General features: G+C 64.7%; 19 protein-coding genes. 7 read left to right on the forward strand and 12 right to left on the reverse strand.

All coding sequences use genetic code 11. The annotated features are described in order from the left end of the window. The first annotated feature begins 21 nt into the window (after positions 1–21). Genes smc through ligA form a run of 3 tightly spaced genes read left to right on the forward strand, consistent with a single transcriptional unit; the run spans position 22 to position 6,785 of the window. Positions 22–3,564 (forward strand): chromosome segregation protein SMC, encoded by a 3,543-nt coding sequence (gene smc / locus RV045_RS08980; RefSeq protein WP_423235448.1) that lies wholly within the window; start codon positions 22–24, stop codon positions 3,562–3,564. Positions 3,565–3,591: 27 nt separating this feature from the next. Continuing rightward, positions 3,592–4,683 (forward strand): cell division protein ZipA C-terminal FtsZ-binding domain-containing protein, encoded by a 1,092-nt coding sequence (locus RV045_RS08985; RefSeq protein WP_423235449.1) that lies wholly within the window; start codon positions 3,592–3,594, stop codon positions 4,681–4,683. Further along, positions 4,683–6,785: an NAD-dependent DNA ligase LigA gene (ligA, locus tag RV045_RS08990; RefSeq protein ID WP_423235450.1), complete on the forward strand. Its 2,103-nt coding sequence runs from the start codon at positions 4,683–4,685 to the stop codon at positions 6,783–6,785. Before RV045_RS08985 ends, ligA begins: the two co-directional genes overlap by 1 nt. A gap of 4 nt (positions 6,786–6,789) precedes the next feature. Here ligA and RV045_RS08995 read toward each other — a convergent pair whose 3' ends face one another. From RV045_RS08995 to RV045_RS09015, 5 genes are all read right to left on the reverse strand, one after another. Next, positions 6,790–7,239 (reverse strand): 4-fold beta flower protein, encoded by a 450-nt coding sequence (locus RV045_RS08995; protein WP_423235451.1) that lies wholly within the window; start codon positions 7,237–7,239, stop codon positions 6,790–6,792. 96 nt (positions 7,240–7,335) lie between these two features. Then, complete coding sequence (locus RV045_RS09000) at positions 7,336–7,926, reverse strand: class I SAM-dependent methyltransferase (protein ID WP_423235452.1); 591 nt, start codon at positions 7,924–7,926, stop codon at positions 7,336–7,338. 27 nt (positions 7,927–7,953) lie between these two features. Then, entirely contained in the window at positions 7,954–9,504 is a 1,551-nt protein-coding gene (locus RV045_RS09005) for an O-linked N-acetylglucosamine transferase, SPINDLY family protein (RefSeq protein ID WP_423235453.1), read from the reverse strand. Between the two features lie 39 nt (positions 9,505–9,543). After that, positions 9,544–10,812 carry a flagellin lysine-N-methylase gene (fliB, locus tag RV045_RS09010; protein WP_423235454.1) on the reverse strand — a complete coding sequence of 423 codons (1,269 nt, stop codon included), beginning with the start codon at positions 10,810–10,812 and terminating at the stop codon, positions 9,544–9,546. A gap of 177 nt (positions 10,813–10,989) precedes the next feature. Beyond that, entirely contained in the window at positions 10,990–12,165 is a 1,176-nt protein-coding gene (locus RV045_RS09015) for a flagellin N-terminal helical domain-containing protein (RefSeq protein WP_423235455.1), read from the reverse strand. A gap of 339 nt (positions 12,166–12,504) precedes the next feature. Between RV045_RS09015 and RV045_RS09020 the strand changes: the two genes are divergently transcribed. Continuing rightward, on the forward strand, positions 12,505–12,801 hold the full coding sequence (locus RV045_RS09020) for a type II toxin-antitoxin system MqsR family toxin (RefSeq protein ID WP_423235456.1): 297 nt from the start codon (positions 12,505–12,507) through the stop codon (positions 12,799–12,801). A gap of 2 nt (positions 12,802–12,803) precedes the next feature. Beyond that, complete coding sequence (locus RV045_RS09025; protein WP_423235496.1) at positions 12,804–13,205, forward strand: type II toxin-antitoxin system MqsA family antitoxin; 402 nt, start codon at positions 12,804–12,806, stop codon at positions 13,203–13,205. 9 nt (positions 13,206–13,214) lie between these two features. On the opposite strand, the gene fliR is transcribed toward RV045_RS09025, so the two are convergent. From fliR to RV045_RS09060, 7 genes are read right to left on the reverse strand one after another with little or no spacing between them, the layout of a single operon-like run. Continuing rightward, on the reverse strand, positions 13,215–13,976 hold the full coding sequence (gene fliR / locus RV045_RS09030; RefSeq protein ID WP_423235457.1) for a flagellar biosynthetic protein FliR: 762 nt from the start codon (positions 13,974–13,976) through the stop codon (positions 13,215–13,217). A 30-nt stretch (positions 13,977–14,006) separates the two neighbouring features. After that, entirely contained in the window at positions 14,007–14,276 is a 270-nt protein-coding gene (gene fliQ, locus RV045_RS09035; protein ID WP_423235497.1) for a flagellar biosynthesis protein FliQ, read from the reverse strand. Positions 14,277–14,302: 26 nt separating this feature from the next. Further along, complete coding sequence (fliP, locus tag RV045_RS09040; protein WP_423235458.1) at positions 14,303–15,061, reverse strand: flagellar type III secretion system pore protein FliP; 759 nt, start codon at positions 15,059–15,061, stop codon at positions 14,303–14,305. Continuing rightward, on the reverse strand, positions 15,058–15,450 hold the full coding sequence (locus tag RV045_RS09045; RefSeq protein WP_423235459.1) for a flagellar biosynthetic protein FliO: 393 nt from the start codon (positions 15,448–15,450) through the stop codon (positions 15,058–15,060). The genes fliP and RV045_RS09045 overlap by 4 nt, the downstream gene beginning before the upstream one ends. 34 nt (positions 15,451–15,484) lie before the next feature. Next, positions 15,485–15,943, reverse strand: coding sequence for a flagellar motor switch protein FliN (fliN, locus tag RV045_RS09050; protein WP_423235460.1), 459 nt, complete (start codon positions 15,941–15,943; stop codon positions 15,485–15,487). After that, a complete protein-coding gene (gene fliM / locus RV045_RS09055) occupies positions 15,933–16,952 on the reverse strand; it encodes a flagellar motor switch protein FliM (RefSeq protein WP_423235461.1) in 1,020 nt (339 codons plus the stop codon). The genes fliN and fliM overlap by 11 nt, the downstream gene beginning before the upstream one ends. Before the next feature lie 15 nt (positions 16,953–16,967). Further along, positions 16,968–17,525: a flagellar basal body-associated FliL family protein gene (locus RV045_RS09060; RefSeq protein WP_423235462.1), complete on the reverse strand. Its 558-nt coding sequence runs from the start codon at positions 17,523–17,525 to the stop codon at positions 16,968–16,970. Positions 17,526–17,767: 242 nt separating this feature from the next. Between RV045_RS09060 and edd the strand changes: the two genes are divergently transcribed. Continuing rightward, positions 17,768–19,597, forward strand: coding sequence for a phosphogluconate dehydratase (gene edd, locus RV045_RS09065; protein ID WP_423235463.1), 1,830 nt, complete (start codon positions 17,768–17,770; stop codon positions 19,595–19,597). A gap of 66 nt (positions 19,598–19,663) precedes the next feature. After that, positions 19,664–20,290 (forward strand): bifunctional 4-hydroxy-2-oxoglutarate aldolase/2-dehydro-3-deoxy-phosphogluconate aldolase, encoded by a 627-nt coding sequence (locus tag RV045_RS09070; RefSeq protein ID WP_423235464.1) that lies wholly within the window; start codon positions 19,664–19,666, stop codon positions 20,288–20,290. Positions 20,291–20,416 lie beyond the last annotated feature (126 nt).

The raw sequence follows: 20,416 nt of genomic DNA on the forward strand, positions 1-20,416 counted from the left end.
TCCGGGACAGACGGGCTGCCCATGCGTCTTCAACACATCAAGCTCTCGGGATTCAAGTCTTTCGCGGACCCGACGACCTTCGCCCTGCCCGGCCAGCTGGTCGGCGTGGTGGGGCCCAATGGCTGCGGCAAATCCAACATCATGGACGCGGTGCGCTGGGTGCTGGGCGAATCCAAGGCCAGCGAACTGCGCGGCGAATCCATGCAGGACGTGATCTTCAACGGATCCGGCCAGCGCAAGCCCGCCGGGCGCGCCAGCGTCGAGCTGGTCTTCAGCAACACCGACGGCCGCGCTGGCGGCCCCTGGGGCCAGTACGCCGAGATTGCCGTGCGCCGCGTGCTGACGCGCGACGGCACGTCCACTTATTCCATCAACAACCAGGTGGTGCGCCGCCGCGATGTGCAGGATGTCTTTCTGGGCACTGGCCTGGGTCCGCGCGCCTACGCCATCATCGGGCAGGGGACGATCAGCCGCATCATCGAATCGCGGCCGCAGGATCTGCGCCTGTTTCTGGAGGAAGCAGCGGGCGTCTCCAAATACAAAGAGCGCCGCCGCGAGACCGAACACCGCCTGGAGAACACGCGCGACAACCTGGCCCGCGTGCAGGACATCGAGCAGGAGCTGACGCACAGCCTGTCGCGGCTGGAGCAGCAGGCGCAGGTCGCGCAGCAGTACCAGTCGCTGCAGGATCTGGGCCTGCGCCGTCTGCACCAGCTCTGGTTTCTGAAGTGGCGCGACGCGGCGGGCGAAGAAGCCCGCGTGCGCGCCGATCTGGCGCAGGCCGAGCTGCGGCTGCAGGAGCAGTCCAGCCAGCATTCCGAAGCGATGGCGCAGGTCGAGGCGCTGCGTCAGCAGCATCTGGACGCGGGCGACGCGCTGCACGCCGCCCAGGGCGAGTTGTCCCAGGCGCAGCTCGCCGTCAGCGTGCTGGAAGAGCGCCTGCGCCACCAGGCCGACAGCCGCCAGCGCCTGCATCGCCAGCGCGAGCAGCTGGCGCAGCAGCAGGCGCAGTGGCAGACGCGCCAGGACGACGCGCTGGCCCAGATCGAGGCCCTGCAGGACGAGATCGCCCGTGGCGAAGACGAGGTGCTGACCTTGCAGGCGCGCTGCGACGAACAGGCCGACAGCGTGCCCGCGCTGCAGGATGCGCAGCGCCAGGCGCAGGACGCCCTGCAGGCGCAGCGCCAGTCGGCCAGCGCCGTGCAGCAGCGCATGCAGTCGCTGTCGCAGGAGACGCGCCACACCCAGGACCAGCTGCGCCAGTGGACCGAACGCGGCCAGCGCCTGCGCCAGGCCCGCGCTGCGCAGGCCCGCCCCGACGACGGCCAGCAGGCGCTGCTCGACGCCGAACTGCAGCGCGCGACCGCCGTGGAGCAGGATGCCCGCGCCGCGCTGCAGGCGCTGCAGCAGCAGATCGACGATCTGGGCCCGCAGCGCAGCCAGGCGCAGGACACGGCGCGGCGCGACGACAGCCAGCTCGCCCGCCTGCAGGCGCGGCTGGAGGCGCTGCAGGCCCAGCAGGATCAGGCGGGCGCCGACGGGCAGCTTCAGCCCTGGCTGCAGGCGCAAGGGCTGGATGGCCTGGCGCCGCTGTGGCCGCTGCTGCGCGTGGCGCCGGGCTGGGAGAACGCGCTGGCCGCCGTGCTGCGCGAGCGCCTGCAGTCGCGCGGCGTGTCGCGGCTGGAGCTGCTGGCGGGGTTTGCGGGCAGCCCGCCGCCGGTGCGCCTGGTGTTCCACGAGCGCGAAAGCGCGGCGGTGAGCGCTGAAACCCCTCCTGCAATGGCCCAGCCGCTGGCGCAGCAGATCGGCCTGGCGCCGGGCGCCGACCCTTCGCAGGCGCGCGCGCTGCAGGCCCTGCTGGCCGACTGGCTGGCCGGCGTGGGCACCGCGCCCGACCTGGCGCAGGCGCTGGCGCAGCGTCATAGCCTGGCGCCGGGCCAGGGGCTGGTCACGCCCCAGGGCCACTGGGTGAGCCGCCACAGCGTGGCGTTTTACGCCGAGGGCGGCGGAGCGGATGGCGTTCTGGCGCGGGCGCAGGCCATCGCCGATCTGGAGCGCGAACTGCGCGCCCAGCACCTGCTGTGCGAAACCGGCCGCGCCACGCTGCAGCGCCTGGAGGCCCAGCACGCGCAGGCCAGTGCCGCCCTGACCGAATCGCGCCGCCAGCAGGGCGAGGCCCAGGCCCTGCTGCACCGCCTGCAGCTGGAGCGCACGCGCTGGCAGGAGCAGACCGAGGCCGCCCGCCAGCGCGAGCAGCAGTGGCTGGAGGACGAGGACGACATCGCCACCCGCCTGGCTGAACTGACCGAGCGCCAGTCCGAGCTGGAAGCCCAGTTCGAAACGCTGGACATCGAGCTGGCGCAGGTCCAGGAGGACGAGATTCGCCTGGACGCCGCCGCCCGCGCCGCCAGCCAGGCGCTGGAGCACGGGCAGGCGCAGTGGCGCAGCCTGGAGCGCCAGTCGCAGGAAGCGCGCTTCGCCTGGCAGGGCCTGCACGCCCGCCAGGCCGAGCTGCAGCGCGGCCTGCAGACGGCGGCCGAGCAGCGCGAAACCCAGGCCCAGGCCTTGCGGGCGCTTGAGGAAGAAATCAGCCAGCTTCAGGCCGACGGCCAGGACGAGGCCCTGCAGGACGCGCTGGCCCAGCGACTGGCCTGCGAGGAGCGCCTGGCCGACGCGCGCCGCCGTCATGACGACATTGGCCACAGCCTGCGCGACGCCGACGGCCAGCGCCTGCAGGCCGAGCAGGCGCTCGAGCCCCTGCGCCAGCGCATCGGCCAGCTCCAGCTGGAGCAGCAGGCGGCCGCGTTGGGCGGCGCGCAGTACCGCGAGCAGCTGGATGCCGCGCAGGTCGACGATGCCGCGCTGACCCAGTCCATCGACGCCGAGCAGGTCCGCCTGCACGGCCTGCAGGCCGAGATCGACCGCATCCACCGCGAGATGGCGGCCCTGGGCGCCGTCAACCTCGCCGCGCTGCAGGAGCTGGCCGCCGCCCGCGAGCGCCGCGACCAGCTGGTGCTGCAACTCGCTGATCTGGGCAGCGCGATCGAGACGCTGGAAGACGCCATCCGCCGCATCGACCAGGAAACGCGCGAGCTGCTGGGCGCCACGTTCGAGCGCGTCAACAGCGAGTTCGGGCGGCTCTTCCCCGGCCTGTTTGGCGGCGGTCAGGCGCGTCTGGTGATGACGGGCGACGAGATTCTGGACGCGGGCGTGCAGGTGATGGCGCAGCCGCCGGGCAAAAAGAACCAGACCATCCACCTGCTGTCGGGCGGCGAGAAGGCGCTGACGGCCATCGCGCTGGTCTTTGCCATGTTCATGCTCAACCCCGCGCCCTTCTGTCTGCTGGACGAGGTGGACGCGCCGCTGGATGACGCGAACACGGCGCGCTACGCCCGCCTGGTGGCGGAGATGTCGCAATCGACCCAGTTTTTGTTCATTTCGCACAATAAAATCGCCATGGAAATGGCTGAGCAGCTGGTCGGCGTCACCATGCAGGAACAGGGCGTGTCACGCGTGGTGGCCGTCGATATGGCGCAGGCGCTGGACATGGCTCCCACGCCCTGACGCCCGCACAGAAACAGGAAGCGACGGATGAAACTGGTCTTTGGCTTGAGCCTGGTGGCGCTGGGGGTGCTGGTGGCGCTGTACGCGCACGGCTGGTGGCAGGCGCGCGCGCTGGCGCCGCGCAAGGCCCAGCGGGCGGCGGGAGCCACTTCTGGCGACGGCAGCGACGAAGAAGCCATCACCCTGGCGCGTCTGCCCAACAAGCTGCGCCTGCGCCCGCGCATTGATGTGCTGATCGATTCGGTGGCGACGCTGGGCTTTGATCAGCCCACGCCGGGCGAGCGCATCCGGCCTTTTCTGCCCAAGACCTGGCGCGTGGGCACCAAGCCCGTGCTGTTTGAAGGCCTGGCCGAGGGCTCGGTGCGCTGGGAGCTGATCCGCCCCGGGCGGCGCTACCGCCAGCTCCAGGCGGCGGTGCAGCTGGCCAACCGCTACGGCCCGCTCAACGAACTGGAGTTCTCCGAGTGGGTGCAGATGCTGACGGCGTTGTCCGACAAGATCGAAGCGCGCCTGGACGTCCCTGACATGATCGACGAGGTCGGCCGGGGCCGCGAGCTGGACGCCTTCGCGCAGGAAGTGGACGCGACGCTGACGCTCTACCTGCACGCCCGCCGTGCCGTCTGGACGCCCGGCTATGTGCAGCAGCGTGCCGCGCGCTGCGGCTTTGTGGTGGGCGCCACGGCGGCGCGCATGGTGCTGCCCGGACCCGGCCTGCTGGACGCCAGCTTCGCCGAATCGTATTTCACGGGGGACGAGAACGACACCCCGGCCACGCAGGAACTCGCGCCCATCCAGCGCTGGCCCGAAGTGCCGACGCTGGTGCTCAAGTTCGACACCCAGAGCGCGCTGGCCGACCCCGAAGGCGCCAGCATCGACGTGCTGGAGCTGGCGCTGGACGTGCCGCTGGTGGCGCAGTCGCTCGAGCCCTTCGCCACCTGGAAACACATCGCGCAGCAGATGGCCGCCGATCTGGACGCCGAGATTCTGGATGCCCAGGGACAGCCGCTGGGCGATGCCAGCTTTGACGAGATCGGCCAGTGGCTGCAGCAGGTTTACGCGCTGATGGCCCAGCACGACCTGGCCGCCGGTTCGCCGCTGGCCCGCCGGGTCTTCAGCTGATGGCTGCCCCCAGCCCCGAGGAGCGCGCCCGCGGGCTGCGCGACACCCTGCACCATCACGCGCACCGCTATTACGTGCTCGACGACCCCGAAGTGCCCGACGCCGAGTACGACCGCCTGTTCACCGAGCTGCAGGCGCTGGAAGACGCCCACCCCGGCCTGCGCACGCCCGATTCGCCCACGCAGCGCGTGATTGGCGCGGTGCTGCCGGGCTTTGCGGCGGTGCGTCACGCCGTGCCCATGCTGTCCATCCGCACCGAAACCGACACCCGCCCCGAAGGCGCCTGCGCCTTTGACGCCCGCGTGCGCCGTGAGCTGGGCCTGCTGGAATCCGACCCGCCGCTGGAATACGCCGCCGAGCTGAAGTTCGACGGCCTGGCCCTGAGCCTGCGCTACGAGCACGGCGTGCTGGTGCGCGCCGCCACGCGGGGCGACGGCGAAACCGGCGAGGACGTGACGCAGAACATTCGCACCATCCGCCAGATTCCGCTGCGCCTGCAGGGCGACCCCGCCGCCTGGCCCGAGGTGCTGGAGGTGCGCGGCGAGGTCTACATGCGCCGCGACGATTTCGAGGCCCTGAATGCCCGCCAGCTTGCCCTGATCGAGGGCGGCGAGCGCGGGGCCAAAACCTTTGTCAACCCGCGCAACGCGGCGGCCGGGGCGGTGCGCCAGCTCGATCCGGCCATCGCCGCGCAGCGGCCTTTGAGCTTTTTCGCCTACGGCCTGGGCGAAGTCACTGGCTGGGCGCTGCCGCCCACGCACAGCGCCCTGCTGGACGCGCTGGCTGCGCTGGGCCTGCCGGTGTGCGCGCACCGCATCGTCGCGAGCGGGCCGCAGGCGCTGGTGGATTTCCACGCCGCCATGGGCGAGCTGCGCGCCAGCCTGCCGTTTGATATTGACGGCGTGGTCTACAAGGTCAACGACCGTGCGCTGCAGGCGCGTCTGGGCTTTGTCAGCCGCGAACCGCGCTGGGCGGTGGCGCACAAATACCCCGCGCAGGAGCAGGTGACGCGGCTGCAGGGCATTGATATCCAGGTCGGCCGCACGGGCCGTCTGACGCCGGTGGCCAAGCTGCAGCCGGTGTTTGTCGGCGGCACCACGGTCAGCAATGCCACGCTGCACAACATCTTCGAGCTGCGCCGCAAGGGCGTGCGCGTGGGCGACGAGGTCATCGTGCGGCGCGCGGGCGACGTCATCCCCGAAGTCGTGGGCCGCATCCCGGCGGTGCGCCCGGCTTATGTGCCCAACCTGCGCATGCCCGCGCAGTGCCCGGTCTGCGCCAGCCCGACCCGGCGCGACCGGGGCGGCATGGATTACCGCTGCACCGGCGGCCTGTTCTGCCCGGCGCAGCGCAAGCAGGCCATCCTGCACTTCGCCAGCCGCCGCGCCATGGACATCGAAGGCCTGGGCGACAGGCTGGTCGACCAGCTGGTCGATGGCGGTCTGGTGCAGACCCTGCCGGACCTCTACCGCCTGGACGCGCCCACCCTGGCCGCGCTGGACCGCATGGCCGACAAAAGCGCCGCCAACCTGGTCGCCGCGCTGCAGGCCAGCAAGGCGACGACGCTGGCGCGCTTTATTTACGGCCTGGGCGTGCGCCAGGTCGGCGAAACCACGGCCAAGGACTTGGCCCGGCACTTTGGCGCGCTGGACCGCCTGATGGACGCTCCGCTGGACGCGCTGCAGCAGGTGCCCGATGTGGGGCCGGTGGTGGCGCAGAGCCTGGTCGATTTCTTCGCCCAGCCCCACCATCGCGAGGTGGTCGAGGGCCTGCGGCAGGCGGGCGTGACCTGGCCCGAGCACGAGGGCGCGGCCCTGGCCGACACGGCGGATGCAGATGCGTCCGCGCTACCGCTGGCCGGGCAGACGCTGGTCGTCACCGGCACGCTGCCCACCCTGAGCCGCGAAGACGCCAAAGCCCTGATCGAGGCCGCAGGCGGCAAAGTCGCCGGGTCGGTCTCGAAGAAAACCCGCTGGGTCGTCGCGGGCGAAGCCGCCGGCAGCAAACTGGACAAGGCCCGCGAGCTGGGCATCGAGGTGCTGGACGAGGCCGGGCTGCGCGCCCTGCTTGACGGCGCTGCGGGGCCGTCGGAGGCGGTTTAAGCGCTCAGTCGCTTCGGTTCTGGCCCTGGCGCAGGTAATCGGCGCAGCGGTTTTTCTGGCTCCAGTTCAGCGTGAACACCGGCGGCACCGGCCCCTGCTGCGGCACATTGGGCACAGGCGGCACCACTTTCTGCCCTTTGACGGGCTCGACATCTGTAGTGTTGGAGCGCGCGGCCGTGGCGCAGACGATGTTGCCCTGGACGTCGCGCACCGTGCCGTTGTCGAACCAGCCCAGGTGGCGGCCATTGAAACCGACCACGCTGTCGCGGCCGTACTCGTTCAGCAGGTAAGCCACCGGCAGCCCGCCCCACAGGTAAATCGTGCGCTGCGGGCCCTGCGTGATGTAGGCGCGCGCCTGGCCCGCTCCGTCAAACAGCGATGTTTCGCTGGGCTGGGCCAGGGCGGGGGCGGCGAGCAGGGCTGCGGCGAGGAAGAGGGTAGGGCGCAGGAGCATGCAGGAATCTGGTGAAGCTGGAAAGAGGCGTCAGGTTAGCATGCGTGTAACCTCGTTTTCTGCTCACAGGGCGCAAGCAGGTCGCCGGTTGGCCGCTCAGCCGGGAGACAGTCCCAGCAAAGCACAGTGGTCCGGACTGGGAGTTCCTTTGAAGGCAATGACCTCCACCTCCAGGTTGCGAGTGCAGCCGAAAATCGTTGAAAACCCACTGCGTTCGAGTTGCTCGGTCATGCTTTTCAGACTGAATCCTGTTTTGTGGGCGTAGAAGTCTTGTCCACTTGATTCAATTTCTGGGCCATAGCCATAAATTACATCAGAAACAAGGATAGGGCCTGCTGCTGAGCGATAAAGCTCGTCATTAATGTCCAGCTGCCGTTCTATGACTTGACGCATGAGCTCTTGCATATCTGGTACACGAATATGAGCGAATCCCCCCTCTTTCAGAACATGAACAAACCCACCAAGCACCTTGGGGACATCGTGTTTGTAGTAATGCTCCAGATTATGCGAGCAGTAAACGGCGTCAAAAGAGTTCGATCCAAGGCTTTTCAGTTGTCTGGCATCGCATATGACATCGGGGTTGCCGCTTGCGCTGATATCGAGCAGGAGATGCTCAAATGAATCAAAGTGGGGTGGAATAGCGATTGATTTGCTGCCGCCGCCCACATTGAGAACTTTCTTTTTCATAGGTCTTTCACAGAAAATATGAATGGCTTATTGGGTGTTGGAAATTTTTTTCTGCCAAAGTAATCTCATGGTTTTTTCAAGCTCTTGTGCGCGTGCAGCGTGATTCATCCACGGGCTACCGAGCATCCGATCGCGGATCGTCTCGCGGAAGATCTGCAGTTTCTCGGGGTTCTCGATGAAGTCAAGAACAAGCTGGATGTATTCTGCATGTGTTTTTGCAATGTATTTTTCAAGCCCGAATTTTCGCAAAATAGATGCGGTCAGGCGCTGGTTGGACAATGTGCCCTCCATGCAGACAACAGGCAACCCCATCCAGAGTGCATGCAGTGATGTTGTCAAGCCAGAAACAGGAAATGTATCCAGCAGGATATCTGCAATATGTCCACTCTCCATATACTGTTCGAGTGGCTGGAAGTTGAGAAAATCGATCTGATCCAGGTTGAAACTGAATTCTTCAAGACGGGGCTTAATTTGCCCAAGAGCTTCGTTATCCAGCGTGGCCGAAGTCATCATCAGCAACCTGGCTGCTGGTGCTTCACGCAGAATAAGTGACCAAGTTTGAAGACATTCGGTCGATAATTTGCGAAGATTGTTCAGTGATAAAAGAGTGGTATGGCCTTTCTCCAGGGATGGAGATTTTGTTTTCAGTGGGCTGTACCTTGGTGGGGTGTAGCTTGCCAGACAGGACATGCGGATAACCTGCTCGCTGTGCTGCTCATCGTACTCTGCGGGATCAATATCGTGTTCACTGATCCTGAAGTCCATTTCCCGGGTGCCTGTTGTTTCTACAGCCCCCATCCATGTGGCCTGAATGGGGGCGGCACGACGTGCAATCACATCCATCCGGTTGCCTTTGGATTGGCCTGACAGATCAAGAAGAATATCAATCTTATCTTTTCGAATCAGTCGGCACGCTGCCTCCGGACTCATTTTCCGGATATTTTTCCACCCGGCAGCGTGCTTTTTGATTTCATCGGTGGCCGCGTCGTTGGCCTCGTTGCCACTGTAAATGAAAACCGGATAATTTTCGGGATCGTGGTTCCTGATATAGCCTAAAAAAAAGAATAGAACGGAGTGCTCGCGCAAGTCGGCGGACAAAATACCGATCCGCAGTGGGCGATCCGGAGTGGAGTCAGCAGTAGTCAGCGGAGCGATTTTGGGTTGCGGCAGCTTTTGTTTCACCCAAGCTAAGCGGGCTTCGCGGACATCGGTTGCCGTGGAGCGCATGTGCAGTAATGAGTCGGAACGAATCTGCAGGCATTGTGTGTCAGTGGGGAAATGTTCCAGAACAAGATTAATGTGCCTTAGCGCACTTTCCGCATCGCCCACCCTGAGTCTGGCCATGGCAATAAGAATTCTGGCAACGAAAAACTTTTTTTCGTCGATTTCCAGCGCACGGCGGGCAAACATCTCCGTTTTGTACCATTGGTTGGTCGTGGACATCAGGTTGCCCAGGCAAATCCAGAATTCACCTGTGTTCGGGTATTTTTCCACCAGCCCGACGCAGCGCTCGATGGCGGCTGATGTGTTTGTCTGGCCGAGTTTGTCGATAGCGAGAACTTCTTTGCCAATGTCCATGGGTCTGCAGTGTGGGCTGTGTTCAGAGTGATTAGGGTATCAGTCGCCTAAAATAATCAGTGCGGCGGCTGAACTATTGAGTTGATTGTTTTTCAGGTTGCGTATCCAGTCTGCGTGCAGAGCGGTGTTGTGCTCGATATGTCGCGATAGCAGATAGGTTATTCTGACAACATCGCTTAATACAGGGGAGTTGTTTTTTTGGAGTGCGCTTGCGCACAATAGCATGCGGGTCAAAGTGTATTTAAGGGCCAAAGACAGGAAATTGGATTCCAAGTCTTCGGCACTGAGTACATGGGTGTACCACATGTTTCGCCACAGATCATTGCGGATCAGATTTTTAAGCGCCCAAGGTGATTTTTTTTCAAGCTCATGCACTCGCTCTGCGCCTGATTGAAAAACTGCAGACCAATTCTGTACGCTGCCCAGCAGCAGCTGAATCTCTGATGATGCAGGCAAATATTTTTGGATGAGGTTGATGCTGGCCTGCATGATGGCCAGCTGGACGCTGCGGTTTTCTGCTGCATTCAGGCTGGCGATAGAATCCAGATGGTGTTGTATTGTCGCTTCATTCCAGCTTTCGAGCAGATCGGCCAGCTGACCTGTATAAATCTGCATCGACTGTTCCATGTGCTCTTCGGGGTGGGCTTGGTTATATGCCTTCCAGTTGCATTGCCATTGGGCCACCTGTCGGACCAGGAGCGCCCAAAGCTGCATGGCCTGCAGGCTTGTCGGGGCCATGTCGGTGATCCAAAGCAGGCGGTCGCGCAAGGCTATGGCACACACACTGTGCACTTCCCGAAGGATTCCGCTGCCTATTTCCAGTTCGTGCGGGCGCGGCATGTCCAGCGGGGTCTCAAACTGCTGCAGTGAGCACAGGTCCAGGGTCATGGCGTCGGCACTGTCGAGCGCCAGGCGTGCCGCTTCGGGGCAACTCAGGGTGGCGGACACGTGGACCTGCCCGGCGATGCTGTGAAACAGACGTGGAAAGTTGCGGCAAGTGGCTGACAGGGCCTGCTCACCCATGCTGTTCTGAATATCGCACAGCCCCTGATCGTTGTGCATGGGGCAGCGTCCATCCGGTCGCATTACCAGCTTGCCCGCAATCTCGTCTTTGCTACCCTTGTCAGCCAGAGGCTCAAGGTGCTGGTTTACCGGGTGGAGGGGGATCGATTTATACCGGTTCCAGGTTTGTCGATCCAGTGTCACGGACCAGCCACCGTCGCAGCAGCTTTGGGGACAACTGCCTCCGATGCAGGCAAAGCGTTGCAGGTAGCGTGGAGTTTGAGCTTGGGGGCTGAAGCGGGACATGGCAGGACACACATTTGTCAGAGTGGTGCTTATTGTCTGGCTTGGCCGGAGGGTGTGAAGCGGCGATCACTGATGCTTTCCGGACTCAGTTCCTGGGTCGTCAGGCCTGGACTGTACAGCGCCGCCGCCCACAAAAAAACCCGCCTTACGGCGGGTTTTAGAGGGACTGTGCCGTGATCAGCGCAGCAGCTGCAGCACCGACTGGGGCGCCTGGTTCGCTTGGGCCAGCATGGCCTGTGAAGCCTGCTGCAGCACTTGGCTGCGGCTCAAGTTGGCCGTTTCCATGGCGTAGTTGGTGTCCATGATGCGACTGCGGGCTGCCGACTGGTTTTCAGACGATACCTGCAGGTTGCTGATGACGGCATCCATGCGGGACTGAGCTGCACCGAAAGTCGCACGAGTCGAATTGACTTTGTCGATTGCCGTATCCAGAGCATTAACCACGGCATCAATTGAATTATTATCACCCGATATGCCGCTGCCGGCGGTGGTGCCAATACGAAGCAGCAAGCTATAAGCTGCACTACCTTTGTCGAATTGCGATACCGTGGCTGTGGCGGCTGTCGATTGCGTTGTTGCAGCGTTGATGGCCTTGCCTTGCAGTGCCTCCCCCACCAGTCCTTGAACAGTCGAGGCACCATTTACCGAGCTGTTGCTAGCATAACCAAGTTTTTGCAGTAAAGTGGATTGGCTGTCACGGCTCAATTCACTCCATTTGCTAGTGGCTGTCGCAGCTGTAGTGCCGTCGGTAGCCTTAAGTGTACCTGCTAGTGTACCTACGACAGTTGCTGCGGTATCGGTCGCGTTAACTGCAGTTCCTGTGCCAGGCGCTGTAATTGCTGTCATCGCCGGATCCTGAGTCAGATCAACCCCGGCGATATCAATTTTGTCACTAGCGGAAGTTCCTGCCCCCACTTGGAAGGTGATGTTACTGTCGCCACCTAAAACTGCTTTGCCGTTAAATTTAGTATTTGCAATAACGCGGGTAATTTCTTCGCGCAGCTGACCGTATTCGGAGTTCAGAGAATCTTTGTCAGCTTGACTGTTTGTGCCGTTGCGGGCCTGAATGGCCAGTTCACGCATACGCTGCATATTGGAGCCGATTTGGGACAGGCCGCCTTCAGCCGTCTGTGCCATCGAAATGCCATCGTTGGCATTGCGCTGGGCGACATTCATGCCCTTGACCTGAGCGTTCATGCGCTCTGCAATCGCCAGACCGGCGGCGTCATCTTTGGCGCTGTTCACGCGCAGGCCCGACGACAGACGGTTCATGGTGGTCGCAAGGCTGGCCGAGTTGGTCATCAGGTTGCGCTGCGAAGTCATCGACATGATGTTGGTATTGACGCCGGACATGGTTTTCTCCTAAAAAGAAAGAAAGTAACAGTGAGTGGATGCTTGGGTTATCGACGCTGGGCGGGTGGACTTTAGGAATTTTCTTGGGTGAAAAACTCTTTAAGTTCAATCGCTTGCTGCCGAATGCTGCGCGCTTCACTGGCTGGTTGGCAGGAGGGTGGCCGTGTGTGTTGTGGCCGGGTGTGGGTCCTGCGCCAGGCGGGTGCCGTGTGCTGCATGAACCTGTTATCGAACGCTTGTGCGGGCGACTTTAGGGCTGATTTTTTGCCGACATCATCGTCGGCACATCCGAAATTAACCAACTTGCCAATAACAGGTCATCGCGCTAGAGTAGCACCCATGGAAAAGTCAACCCCGCACTGCAAGCTGGCTGTAGTTAAGGCCCTCGTGACTGCGGGCCATGTCCGCACAACGAACGCAGCGCGGCAGGGTGCCACGGCTCTTGGGCTGAATCTGGCCGACATGCTGGCGGTCGTCCTGTCCCTGCGGGCGGCGGATTTCTACAAGAGCATGACGACGTACGCCGATCACACGGTGTGGCAGGACGTCTATCGGCCGCGTACCCAAGTGGGCGATGTGTACCTGAAGCTGACGGTCATTGACGATGTCCTGATCGTGTCATTCAAGGAGTTATGACGATGAAATGCCCTGTCTGCGGCGCTGCGGCGCTGATCCGCGACACCCGTGATCTGCCCTACACCTACAAAGGGGAGAGCATGGTGATTGCAGCGGTAACTGCCGATTTTTGTCCGGCCTGCGGCGAGTCAGTGACCGATCTGGCCGAGTCTGACCGCGTGATGCAGGAAATGCGAGCGTTCAACCGGCAGGTCAATGCCGCCTCGGTGGACTTGGACTTCATTGTGAACGTGCGTCGCAAGCTGGGCCTGGGGCAGCGCGAGGCGGCCGAGATTTTCGGGGGAGGCGTCAACGCTTTTTCGCGTTACGAAAACGGCAAAACACGGCCACCTGTGGCGCTGGTCAAGCTGCTGAAGCTGCTGGACCGCCATCCTGATCTGTTGGGTGAGCTGCGTTCACACTGATCCCGTCCCTCACCGCCACACCCCCAGCATCTTCTCCATCGCAAACACAAAGGGCTGCTGCATGCCGGGCAGCGAGAAGGTCAGGGCGACCAGGCCCAGCGTCACGGTGAGCGGAAAGCCGATGCTGAACAGATTCATCTGCGGCGCCACGCGGGTGATGATGCCCATGACCAGGTTGATGAAGAGCAGCAGACCCACGATGGGCAGGGCGCTCCACAGCCCCAGGCGGAAGAGCTCGGCGCCCCACAGTTCGGGGCGCACCTGGGCCAGGAAGGCGAAGGGCTGCGCGCTGACGGGGAAAGCGTCGAAGCTGTGGATGACCGCTGCGATGACCAGCACATGCCCGTTGATGGTGACAAACAGGAAGTTGGCCATATTGGTGTAGAGCCGCGTCACCGCCGTGGACTGGCTGGCGCTGACCGGATCGAAAAAGGCCGCGAAGTTCAGGCCCATCTGCAGGCCGATGATTTCCCCGGCCAGCTCAATGGCGGCAAAGACCAGGCGCACCGAAAAGCCGACGGCGATGCCGATCAGTACCTGCTGCAGCACCAGCTGCCAGACCATGGGCGCATCCAGCGGCAGCAGCGGGGCGGGCGCCAGCCCGGCCTGAGCGGCCAGCGCGATGGCAAAAGCCAGACCCACGCGCACCCGCATGGGCACCATGCGCGAGCCCAGCAGCGGCATGGCCGACAACAGCGCCAGCACGCGCAGGAAAGGCCACAGCACCGGGGTCAGCCAGCCCAGGATCTGGGCTTCGGTCACGGTGAACATGGTGGCGGAGCGTCTGTGTGCAGGGGGCCGTCAGCCCACCACCTGCGGAATCATCATCAGCAGGCGACGGATGAAATCGACCAGCGTGGTGATCATCCACGGCCCGACCAGCATCAGCACCAGCATGGCCGCGACGATCTTGGGCACGAAAGACAGCGTGGCCTCGTTGATCTGCGTGGCGGCCTGGAAAATGCTGATCACCAGGCCCACGCCCAGCGCGGTCAGCAGCAGCGGTGCGGCGACCGTGAGCAGCTGGGTCAGCGCCTGCTGTCCCAGGGTGAAAACCAGTTGCGCGTCCAGCATGGGGGCTCCGGGGGCGGTTGGGTCTAAGTGGCGAAGGAGGCGGCCAGCGACCCGATGAGCAGGTTCCAGCCGTCGGCCAGCACGAACAGCATGATCTTGAAGGGCAGCGCGACCATGACCGGCGACAGCATCATCATGCCCAGCGACATCAGCACGCTGGCCACGACCAGGTCGATGATCAGAAACGGAATGAAGACCACAAAGGCGATCTGGAAGGCGCTTTTCAGCTCGCTGGTCACGTAGGCGGGGACCAGCACGCGAAAGGGCACGGCCTCGGGCGCGGTGGCGGGGTTTTCCTTGGCCAGATTCAGGAAAAGCTGCATGTCCGACTGACGCGTCTGGCGGATCATGAAAGTGCGCAGCGGCACCTGCGCGCGCGCGGTGGCTTCCTCGAACGTGATGGTCTGGTCGCTGTAGGGCTTCCAGGCGTCCTGGTAGACCTTGTCGATGGTCGGGCCCATGACGAAAAAGGACAGAAACAGCGCCAGCCCGATGATGACCTGGTTGGGCGGTGCCGACTGCGTGCCCAGCGCCTGGCGCGTCAGGCTCAGCACGATGACGATGCGCGTGAAGGGCGACATCAGCAGCAGCAGCGCCGGGATGAAGTTCAGCGCCGTGAAAAACAGCAGCGTCTGGATGGGCACCGAGTAGCTGGTGCCGCCGCCCGATTGCCCGACCAGCAGCGGCAGCGTGGCCTGCGCCAGGGCAGTTCCCGGCAGCGCCAGGAGCAGTGCGGCGGCGCCAGCGGCAGCGGCACCAGCCCTCCAGCGGCGGGCGCTCATGAGGGCGCGCCCGGTCTGGCCTGCGCGAGCGCCTGCTGGAAATCCACCGGATCCGCGCTGGGGGTTAAAGGCGCGCCATCGACCGCGTACTGCTGCAGCAGCGTCACACCGGCGCTGCTTTGGCCCAGCAGCAGGTGGTGCAGGCTGCCGTCCGGGCGGCGCAGCTCGACGCGCATCAGGCGCTGCCCGGGCGCCAGGGCCAGGACGTCCACCAAGCGCAGGCCTTTGGCCTCGCCCCGGCGGGAGGCGGGCAGCCCGGTGATCAGGCCGCTGCGCTTGAGCCCCCACAGCACCAGCGGCACCAGCGCCAGCACCAGCAGGAACCACAGCACAGACAGCCCGGAAAACCCCGGTGTGGCGGCAGTGGTCAGGGGCGTGGCTGGGTTCATGCGTGGGCGCTCAGTCGGGTGTGTTCAGGGGAGATCAGGTCCGGCTCAGGCGGCGCATGCGCTCGCTGGGCGTGACGATGTCGGTCAGGCGGATGCCGAACTTCTCGTTGACCACGACGACTTCGCCCTGGGCGATCAGGTAGCCGTTGACCAGCACGTCCATGGGCTCGCCCGCCATGGTTTCGAGTTCGACGACCGAGCCCTGGGCCAGCTCCAGTACGTTCTTGATGGGAATGCGCGTGCGGCCCAGCTCGACGGTGAGCTGCACGGGGATGTCCAGGATCATGTTCAGATCGCTGGCGCCCGGCGCGGCCGCCGACGAAGTCAAGCGCGAGAAGGACGCGGGGGCGACCTGCTCCGATTCCACCTTCTGGGCGACCTCGCGCGGGGCGGGGGCCGGAGCGGGCTCGGGCGCGGCGGCCTGCTGGCCTTCCAGGGCGGCGGCCCATTCGGCGGCCAGGGCGTCGTCTGCGGACAGGTTTTCAGTATCCATGCGTGTCTCCCAGCCAGTTGGCGTTCAGGCCGGCCGTCAGTTGCCTGTCGATCTTGATGGCGTAGCGTCCGCCGGAGGTGCCGTAGGTGCAGTCAAACACCGGCACGTTGTTCACCTTGGCCTTGACCTTGGGGCTGAGGTCCAGCTCGACGAAATCGCCGGGCTTCATGGCCAGCAGCTCTTCCACGGTGGCGTGCGCGCTGGCCAGGTCGATGACCAGTTCCAGCTCGGCATCCTGCAGCTGGTCGCGGATGAGCTGCACCCAGCGCTTGTCGCCGTCGTCGCCCTCGCCGTGCATGGTCGAATAGAGCACGTCGCGGATCGGCGCCAGCGTGGCGTAGGGCAGGCAGAAGAAGATGGAGCCGGTGCTGTGCCCGATCTCCACGTTGAACGAGGTCACCACCACCACCTCGCTGGGGTTGGCGATGTTGGCGAACTGCGGCTGCATCTCGGAGCGCTGGTGCTCCAGCTCCAGCGGGTAGACCCCGGCCCAGGAGCGCTTGTACTCCTCGATGATGACTTCGATCAGGCGCTGGATGACGCGCCGCTCGGTCTGCGAGAACTCGCGCCCTTCGATGCGCGTGTGGAACTTGCCGATGCCGCCATACAGCGCGTCGATGATGGCGAAAATCAGCGTGGGTTCGCACACCACCAGGCCGCTGCCGCGCAGGGGCCGGATGCCGACGATGTTGAAGTTGGTCGGCACCACCATTTCGCGCAGGAAGGCGCTGTACTTCTGCACCTTGACGGCGCCCACGGAAATCTCGGGGTTTTTGCGCGTCAGGTGAAACAGCCCGGAGCGGATGTTGCGCGCAAAGCGCTCGTTGATCAGCTCCAGCGTGGGCATGCGCCCGCGCACCACCTTTTCCTGGTTGGCCAGATCGACGGGACGCGCCTCGCCGGGCGCGCTGGTCTCCGGCGCGGCGGTGGCAACGGGGTCGGCCTCGTCGCCATTCATGCCCCGCAAAAGGGCATCGACTTCGTCCTGCGAGAGGATCTGCTGGCTCATGGAATGCGTGCGGCCTTACTGGATGATGAAGCTGGAAAACTGCACGCCGCGCACAGGCGCGTCTTTCTTCTCGCGGGCCGTTTCCAGGCGGTTGCCCATGGGCGCCAGCGCGGCGCGGCGGATTTCTTCGGCCAGTTTCTGCTTGCCGTCGAAAGTCTGCAGCTCGTCCGAGGTCTTGGACGCGATCAGCATGATCACGTTGTTGCGCACCGAGGGCATGAAGCTCTTCACTGTGGCTTCGTCTTTGGCGTCTTTCAGTTCCAGGACCACGCCGATCTGGGCCATTTTTTCGCTGTCCTTGTCGTTCAGGTTGGCCACGAACGGGTCCAGTGGCATGTAGATGGGGGCCTTGGGTGCTTCACTGTCGTGGCTTTCGGCGGCTGCTTCGCCGCCTTCCTCGCCCGCCTGGGCGTGCTTGGCCTTTTGCAGCTGCGTCCAGTAAAAATAGCCGCCGCCCGCTCCACCCAGCAGCACGAGCACCAGCACGATCAGCAGGATGAGCTTTTTCTTGCCGCCCTTGGCTTTGGCGGGGGCGTCGGTTTCGGCGGCAGCCGGGGCTGGGGTCGCGGACATGGAAAACTCCAGGGCAGACATCGGTGGACTTGCCCGGATTGTCAGTGCCCCCCCGCCAGGACGGTGGGTGGAATAAGCGGTGAAATTGCGGGCAATCCGGGTGGGGTGGGGACTTGAACCTGCGCAGGCCTGGCGTCTTGCGTCCGCGCGTTCTTTTCCGGTCCGTTTTCTTGCCATAACCACTGGATAGCGCTAACATTTTGATTCGTCTGTCCGAATCCGCCATCTGCCGGGAGTCCCGCTTGAACACCACTGCGCTGAACGCCACTGTCCACGACGTCACCGAACGCATCCGCCAGCGCAGCGCTGGCCCGCGTGCGGCCTACCTGCAGCGCGTGCAGCAGTGGGGCGACCGCGCGCCCAGCCAGGACCGCATGGGCTGCGCCAACATCGCGCACGCCTTTGCGGCCATGCCGTCGTCCGACAAGTTCCGCGTGGTGGCCGAAAAGGCCGTGCACCTCGGCGTGGTCACGGCCTACAACGACATGCTGTCGGCGCATCAGCCCTACGAGCACTACCCGGAGCAGATCCGCCGCACCGCTGCGCGCCTGGGCGCCACGGTGCAGGTCGCTGGCGGCACGCCCGCCATGTGCGACGGCGTGACGCAGGGCATGCCGGGCATGGAGATGTCGCTGTTCTCGCGCGACACCATCGCCATGTCCACCGCCGTGGCGCTGTCGCACGATGTGTTTGATGCGGCGCTGTTTCTGGGCATCTGCGACAAGATCGTTCCCGGGCTGCTGATCGGCGCGCTGCACTTTGGCCACATCCCCTGCGTGTTTGTCCCGGCGGGCCCGATGTCCAGCGGCCTGTCCAACAGCGAAAAAGCCAAGGTGCGCGAACAGTTTGCGCGCAAGGAAGTCGGCCGCCCTGAGCTGCTGGAGGCCGAATCGAAGGCCTACCACGGCGCAGGCACCTGCACCTTCTACGGCACGGCCAACTCCAACCAGATGCTGCTGGAGGCCATGGGCCTGCACGTGCCGGGCGCGGCCTTTGTCCACCCGCACGATCCGCTGCGCCAGGCGCTGACCGACAGCGCCGTCGAGCACGCCGTGGGCATGGCCCGCCGCAACCGCTACACGCCCATCGGCCAGCTGGTGGACGAGCGCGTCATTGTCAACGCCATGGTCGCGCTGCTGGCCACTGGCGGCAGCACCAACCACCTGATCCACTGGGTGGCGGTGGCGCGCGCGGCCGGCATCCAGATCAGCTGGACCGATTTCTCCGACCTGTCCGCCGTGGTGCCGCTGCTGTCGCGCGTTTACCCCAACGGCGCGGCCGATGTGAACGCCTTCCAGGCGGCGGGCGGCCCCAGCTTCGTCATCCGCGAACTGCTCGGCGCGGGCCTGATGCACGCCGACGTGCTGGCCGTGAGCGCCGGCGGCATCGCCGATTACGCCCGCTGGGCCACGCTGCAGGACGGCGCGGTGAAGTACGAGGCTTTTGACGAAGCCCCGCGCAACCCCGACGTGGTGCGCACGGCCGCTGCGCCCTTCTCGCCCACGGGCGGACTGCGCCTGCTCACCGGCAACCTGGGCCGCTCGGTCATCAAGGTGTCGGCCGTGCCCGAGGACCGCCACATGGTCGAAGCGCCCGCGCGCGTGTTTGATTCGCAGGAGGCTTTCCTGGCCGCTTTTGCCGCCGGAGAAATCGGCGACGCCGACATGGTCGCCGTGGTGCGCTTCCAGGGCCCGCAGGCCAACGGCATGCCCGAACTGCACAAGCTGACGCCGCCGCTGGGCGTGATGCAGGGCAAAGGCCTGCGCGTGGCGCTGGTCACCGACGGCCGCATGAGCGGCGCCAGCGGCAAGGTGCCCGCCGCCATCCACGTTAGCCCGGAAGTCGTCCAGGGCGGCCCGCTGGGCAAGGTGCGCGATGGCGACATCATCCGCCTGGATGCGGTCGCGGGCACGCTGGAGGCTCTGGTTGACGCCGCCGAGTGGGCGCGCCGCGAAGTCGCCGTCATCCCCGAGGCGCAGCGCATCGCCAACGGTCACGGCCTGGGCCGCGAGCTGTTCGCCGCCTTCCGCCGCAGCAGCAGCACCGCCGAAGAAGGCGCCTGCAGCTGGTAAATACCCCCAAGGCCGCGCTGGATGCGGCCTTTTCCTTTTCTCCCCCTCTTTTTCAGGATGTCCGCCATGAACACGCTGGATCTGTGCCAATACGCCCCCGTCATCCCCGTCATTGTGCTCAACAGGGTCGAGCACGCCGTGCCCATGGCGCGCGCCCTGGCTGCGGGCGGAGTGCGCGTGCTGGAAGTGACGCTGCGCACGCCGCAGGCCCTCGATTCCATGCGCCAGATCGCCGCTGAGGTGCCCGACGCCATCGTCGGTGCAGGCACGGTGCGCAGCGCCGCCGATGCGCGCGCCGCCAAAGAGGCGGGCTGCCAGTTTGCGGTCAGCCCGGGCTTCACGGTGGAGGTCGCCCAGGCCTGCCAGGAGCTGGATCTGCCCCTGCTGCCGGGCGTGGCCACGGCCAGCGAGGTGATGCTGGCGCAAAGCCACGGCTTTCGCTTTCTGAAGTTCTTCCCGGCGACGGCGGCGGGCGGCATTCCGCTGCTCAAGGCGCTGGCGGGCCCTTTCCCCGACGTGGTTTTCTGCCCCACAGGCGGCATCACGCTGGCCACGGCCCCCGATTTCCTGGCGCTGCCCAATGTGAAGGTGTGCGGCGGCTCCTGGCTGCTGCCGCAGGACGCCATGGACGCGGGCGACTGGGACCGCATCACCACCCTGGCCCGCGAAGCCTGCGCCCTGCGCCGTCCCTGAATCCCGGTGGTTCCGTCCGGGGCGCTGCGGTCAGCTGCTGCGCATCGGAGTATCATCGGAATCGCTTTTCACTGGACGGTGTCCACCCGGCGGCCTGAAGGCGGCCGGTCCAGGCACACTGCGAAG

It is taken from the genome of Amphibiibacter pelophylacis, assembly GCF_037688875.1.
Classification (GTDB): domain Bacteria; phylum Pseudomonadota; class Gammaproteobacteria; order Burkholderiales; family Burkholderiaceae_C; genus Amphibiibacter; species Amphibiibacter pelophylacis.

What these genes read in the sequence shown, in the direction of transcription:
- fliM (WP_423235461.1), bottom strand. Translation starts at nt 16,952, where the DNA reads ATGAGCCAGCAGATCCTCTCGCAGGACGAAGTCGATGCCCTTTTGCGG.
- ligA (WP_423235450.1), top strand. Translation starts at nt 4,683, where the DNA reads ATGGCTGCCCCCAGCCCCGAGGAGCGCGCCCGCGGGCTGCGCGACACC.
- RV045_RS08995 (WP_423235451.1), bottom strand. Translation starts at nt 7,239, where the DNA reads ATGCTCCTGCGCCCTACCCTCTTCCTCGCCGCAGCCCTGCTCGCCGCC.
- RV045_RS09020 (WP_423235456.1), top strand. Translation starts at nt 12,505, where the DNA reads ATGGAAAAGTCAACCCCGCACTGCAAGCTGGCTGTAGTTAAGGCCCTC.
- RV045_RS09070 (WP_423235464.1), top strand. Translation starts at nt 19,664, where the DNA reads ATGAACACGCTGGATCTGTGCCAATACGCCCCCGTCATCCCCGTCATT.
- RV045_RS09060 (WP_423235462.1), bottom strand. Translation starts at nt 17,525, where the DNA reads ATGTCCGCGACCCCAGCCCCGGCTGCCGCCGAAACCGACGCCCCCGCC.
- fliP (WP_423235458.1), bottom strand. Translation starts at nt 15,061, where the DNA reads ATGAGCGCCCGCCGCTGGAGGGCTGGTGCCGCTGCCGCTGGCGCCGCC.
- RV045_RS09005 (WP_423235453.1), bottom strand. Translation starts at nt 9,504, where the DNA reads ATGGACATTGGCAAAGAAGTTCTCGCTATCGACAAACTCGGCCAGACA.
- RV045_RS08985 (WP_423235449.1), top strand. Translation starts at nt 3,592, where the DNA reads ATGAAACTGGTCTTTGGCTTGAGCCTGGTGGCGCTGGGGGTGCTGGTG.
- RV045_RS09025 (WP_423235496.1), top strand. Translation starts at nt 12,804, where the DNA reads ATGAAATGCCCTGTCTGCGGCGCTGCGGCGCTGATCCGCGACACCCGT.
- RV045_RS09045 (WP_423235459.1), bottom strand. Translation starts at nt 15,450, where the DNA reads ATGAACCCAGCCACGCCCCTGACCACTGCCGCCACACCGGGGTTTTCC.
- fliN (WP_423235460.1), bottom strand. Translation starts at nt 15,943, where the DNA reads ATGGATACTGAAAACCTGTCCGCAGACGACGCCCTGGCCGCCGAATGG.
- RV045_RS09000 (WP_423235452.1), bottom strand. Translation starts at nt 7,926, where the DNA reads ATGAAAAAGAAAGTTCTCAATGTGGGCGGCGGCAGCAAATCAATCGCT.
- fliB (WP_423235454.1), bottom strand. Translation starts at nt 10,812, where the DNA reads ATGTCCCGCTTCAGCCCCCAAGCTCAAACTCCACGCTACCTGCAACGC.
- smc (WP_423235448.1), top strand. Translation starts at nt 22, where the DNA reads ATGCGTCTTCAACACATCAAGCTCTCGGGATTCAAGTCTTTCGCGGAC.
- fliR (WP_423235457.1), bottom strand. Translation starts at nt 13,976, where the DNA reads ATGTTCACCGTGACCGAAGCCCAGATCCTGGGCTGGCTGACCCCGGTG.
- RV045_RS09015 (WP_423235455.1), bottom strand. Translation starts at nt 12,165, where the DNA reads ATGTCCGGCGTCAATACCAACATCATGTCGATGACTTCGCAGCGCAAC.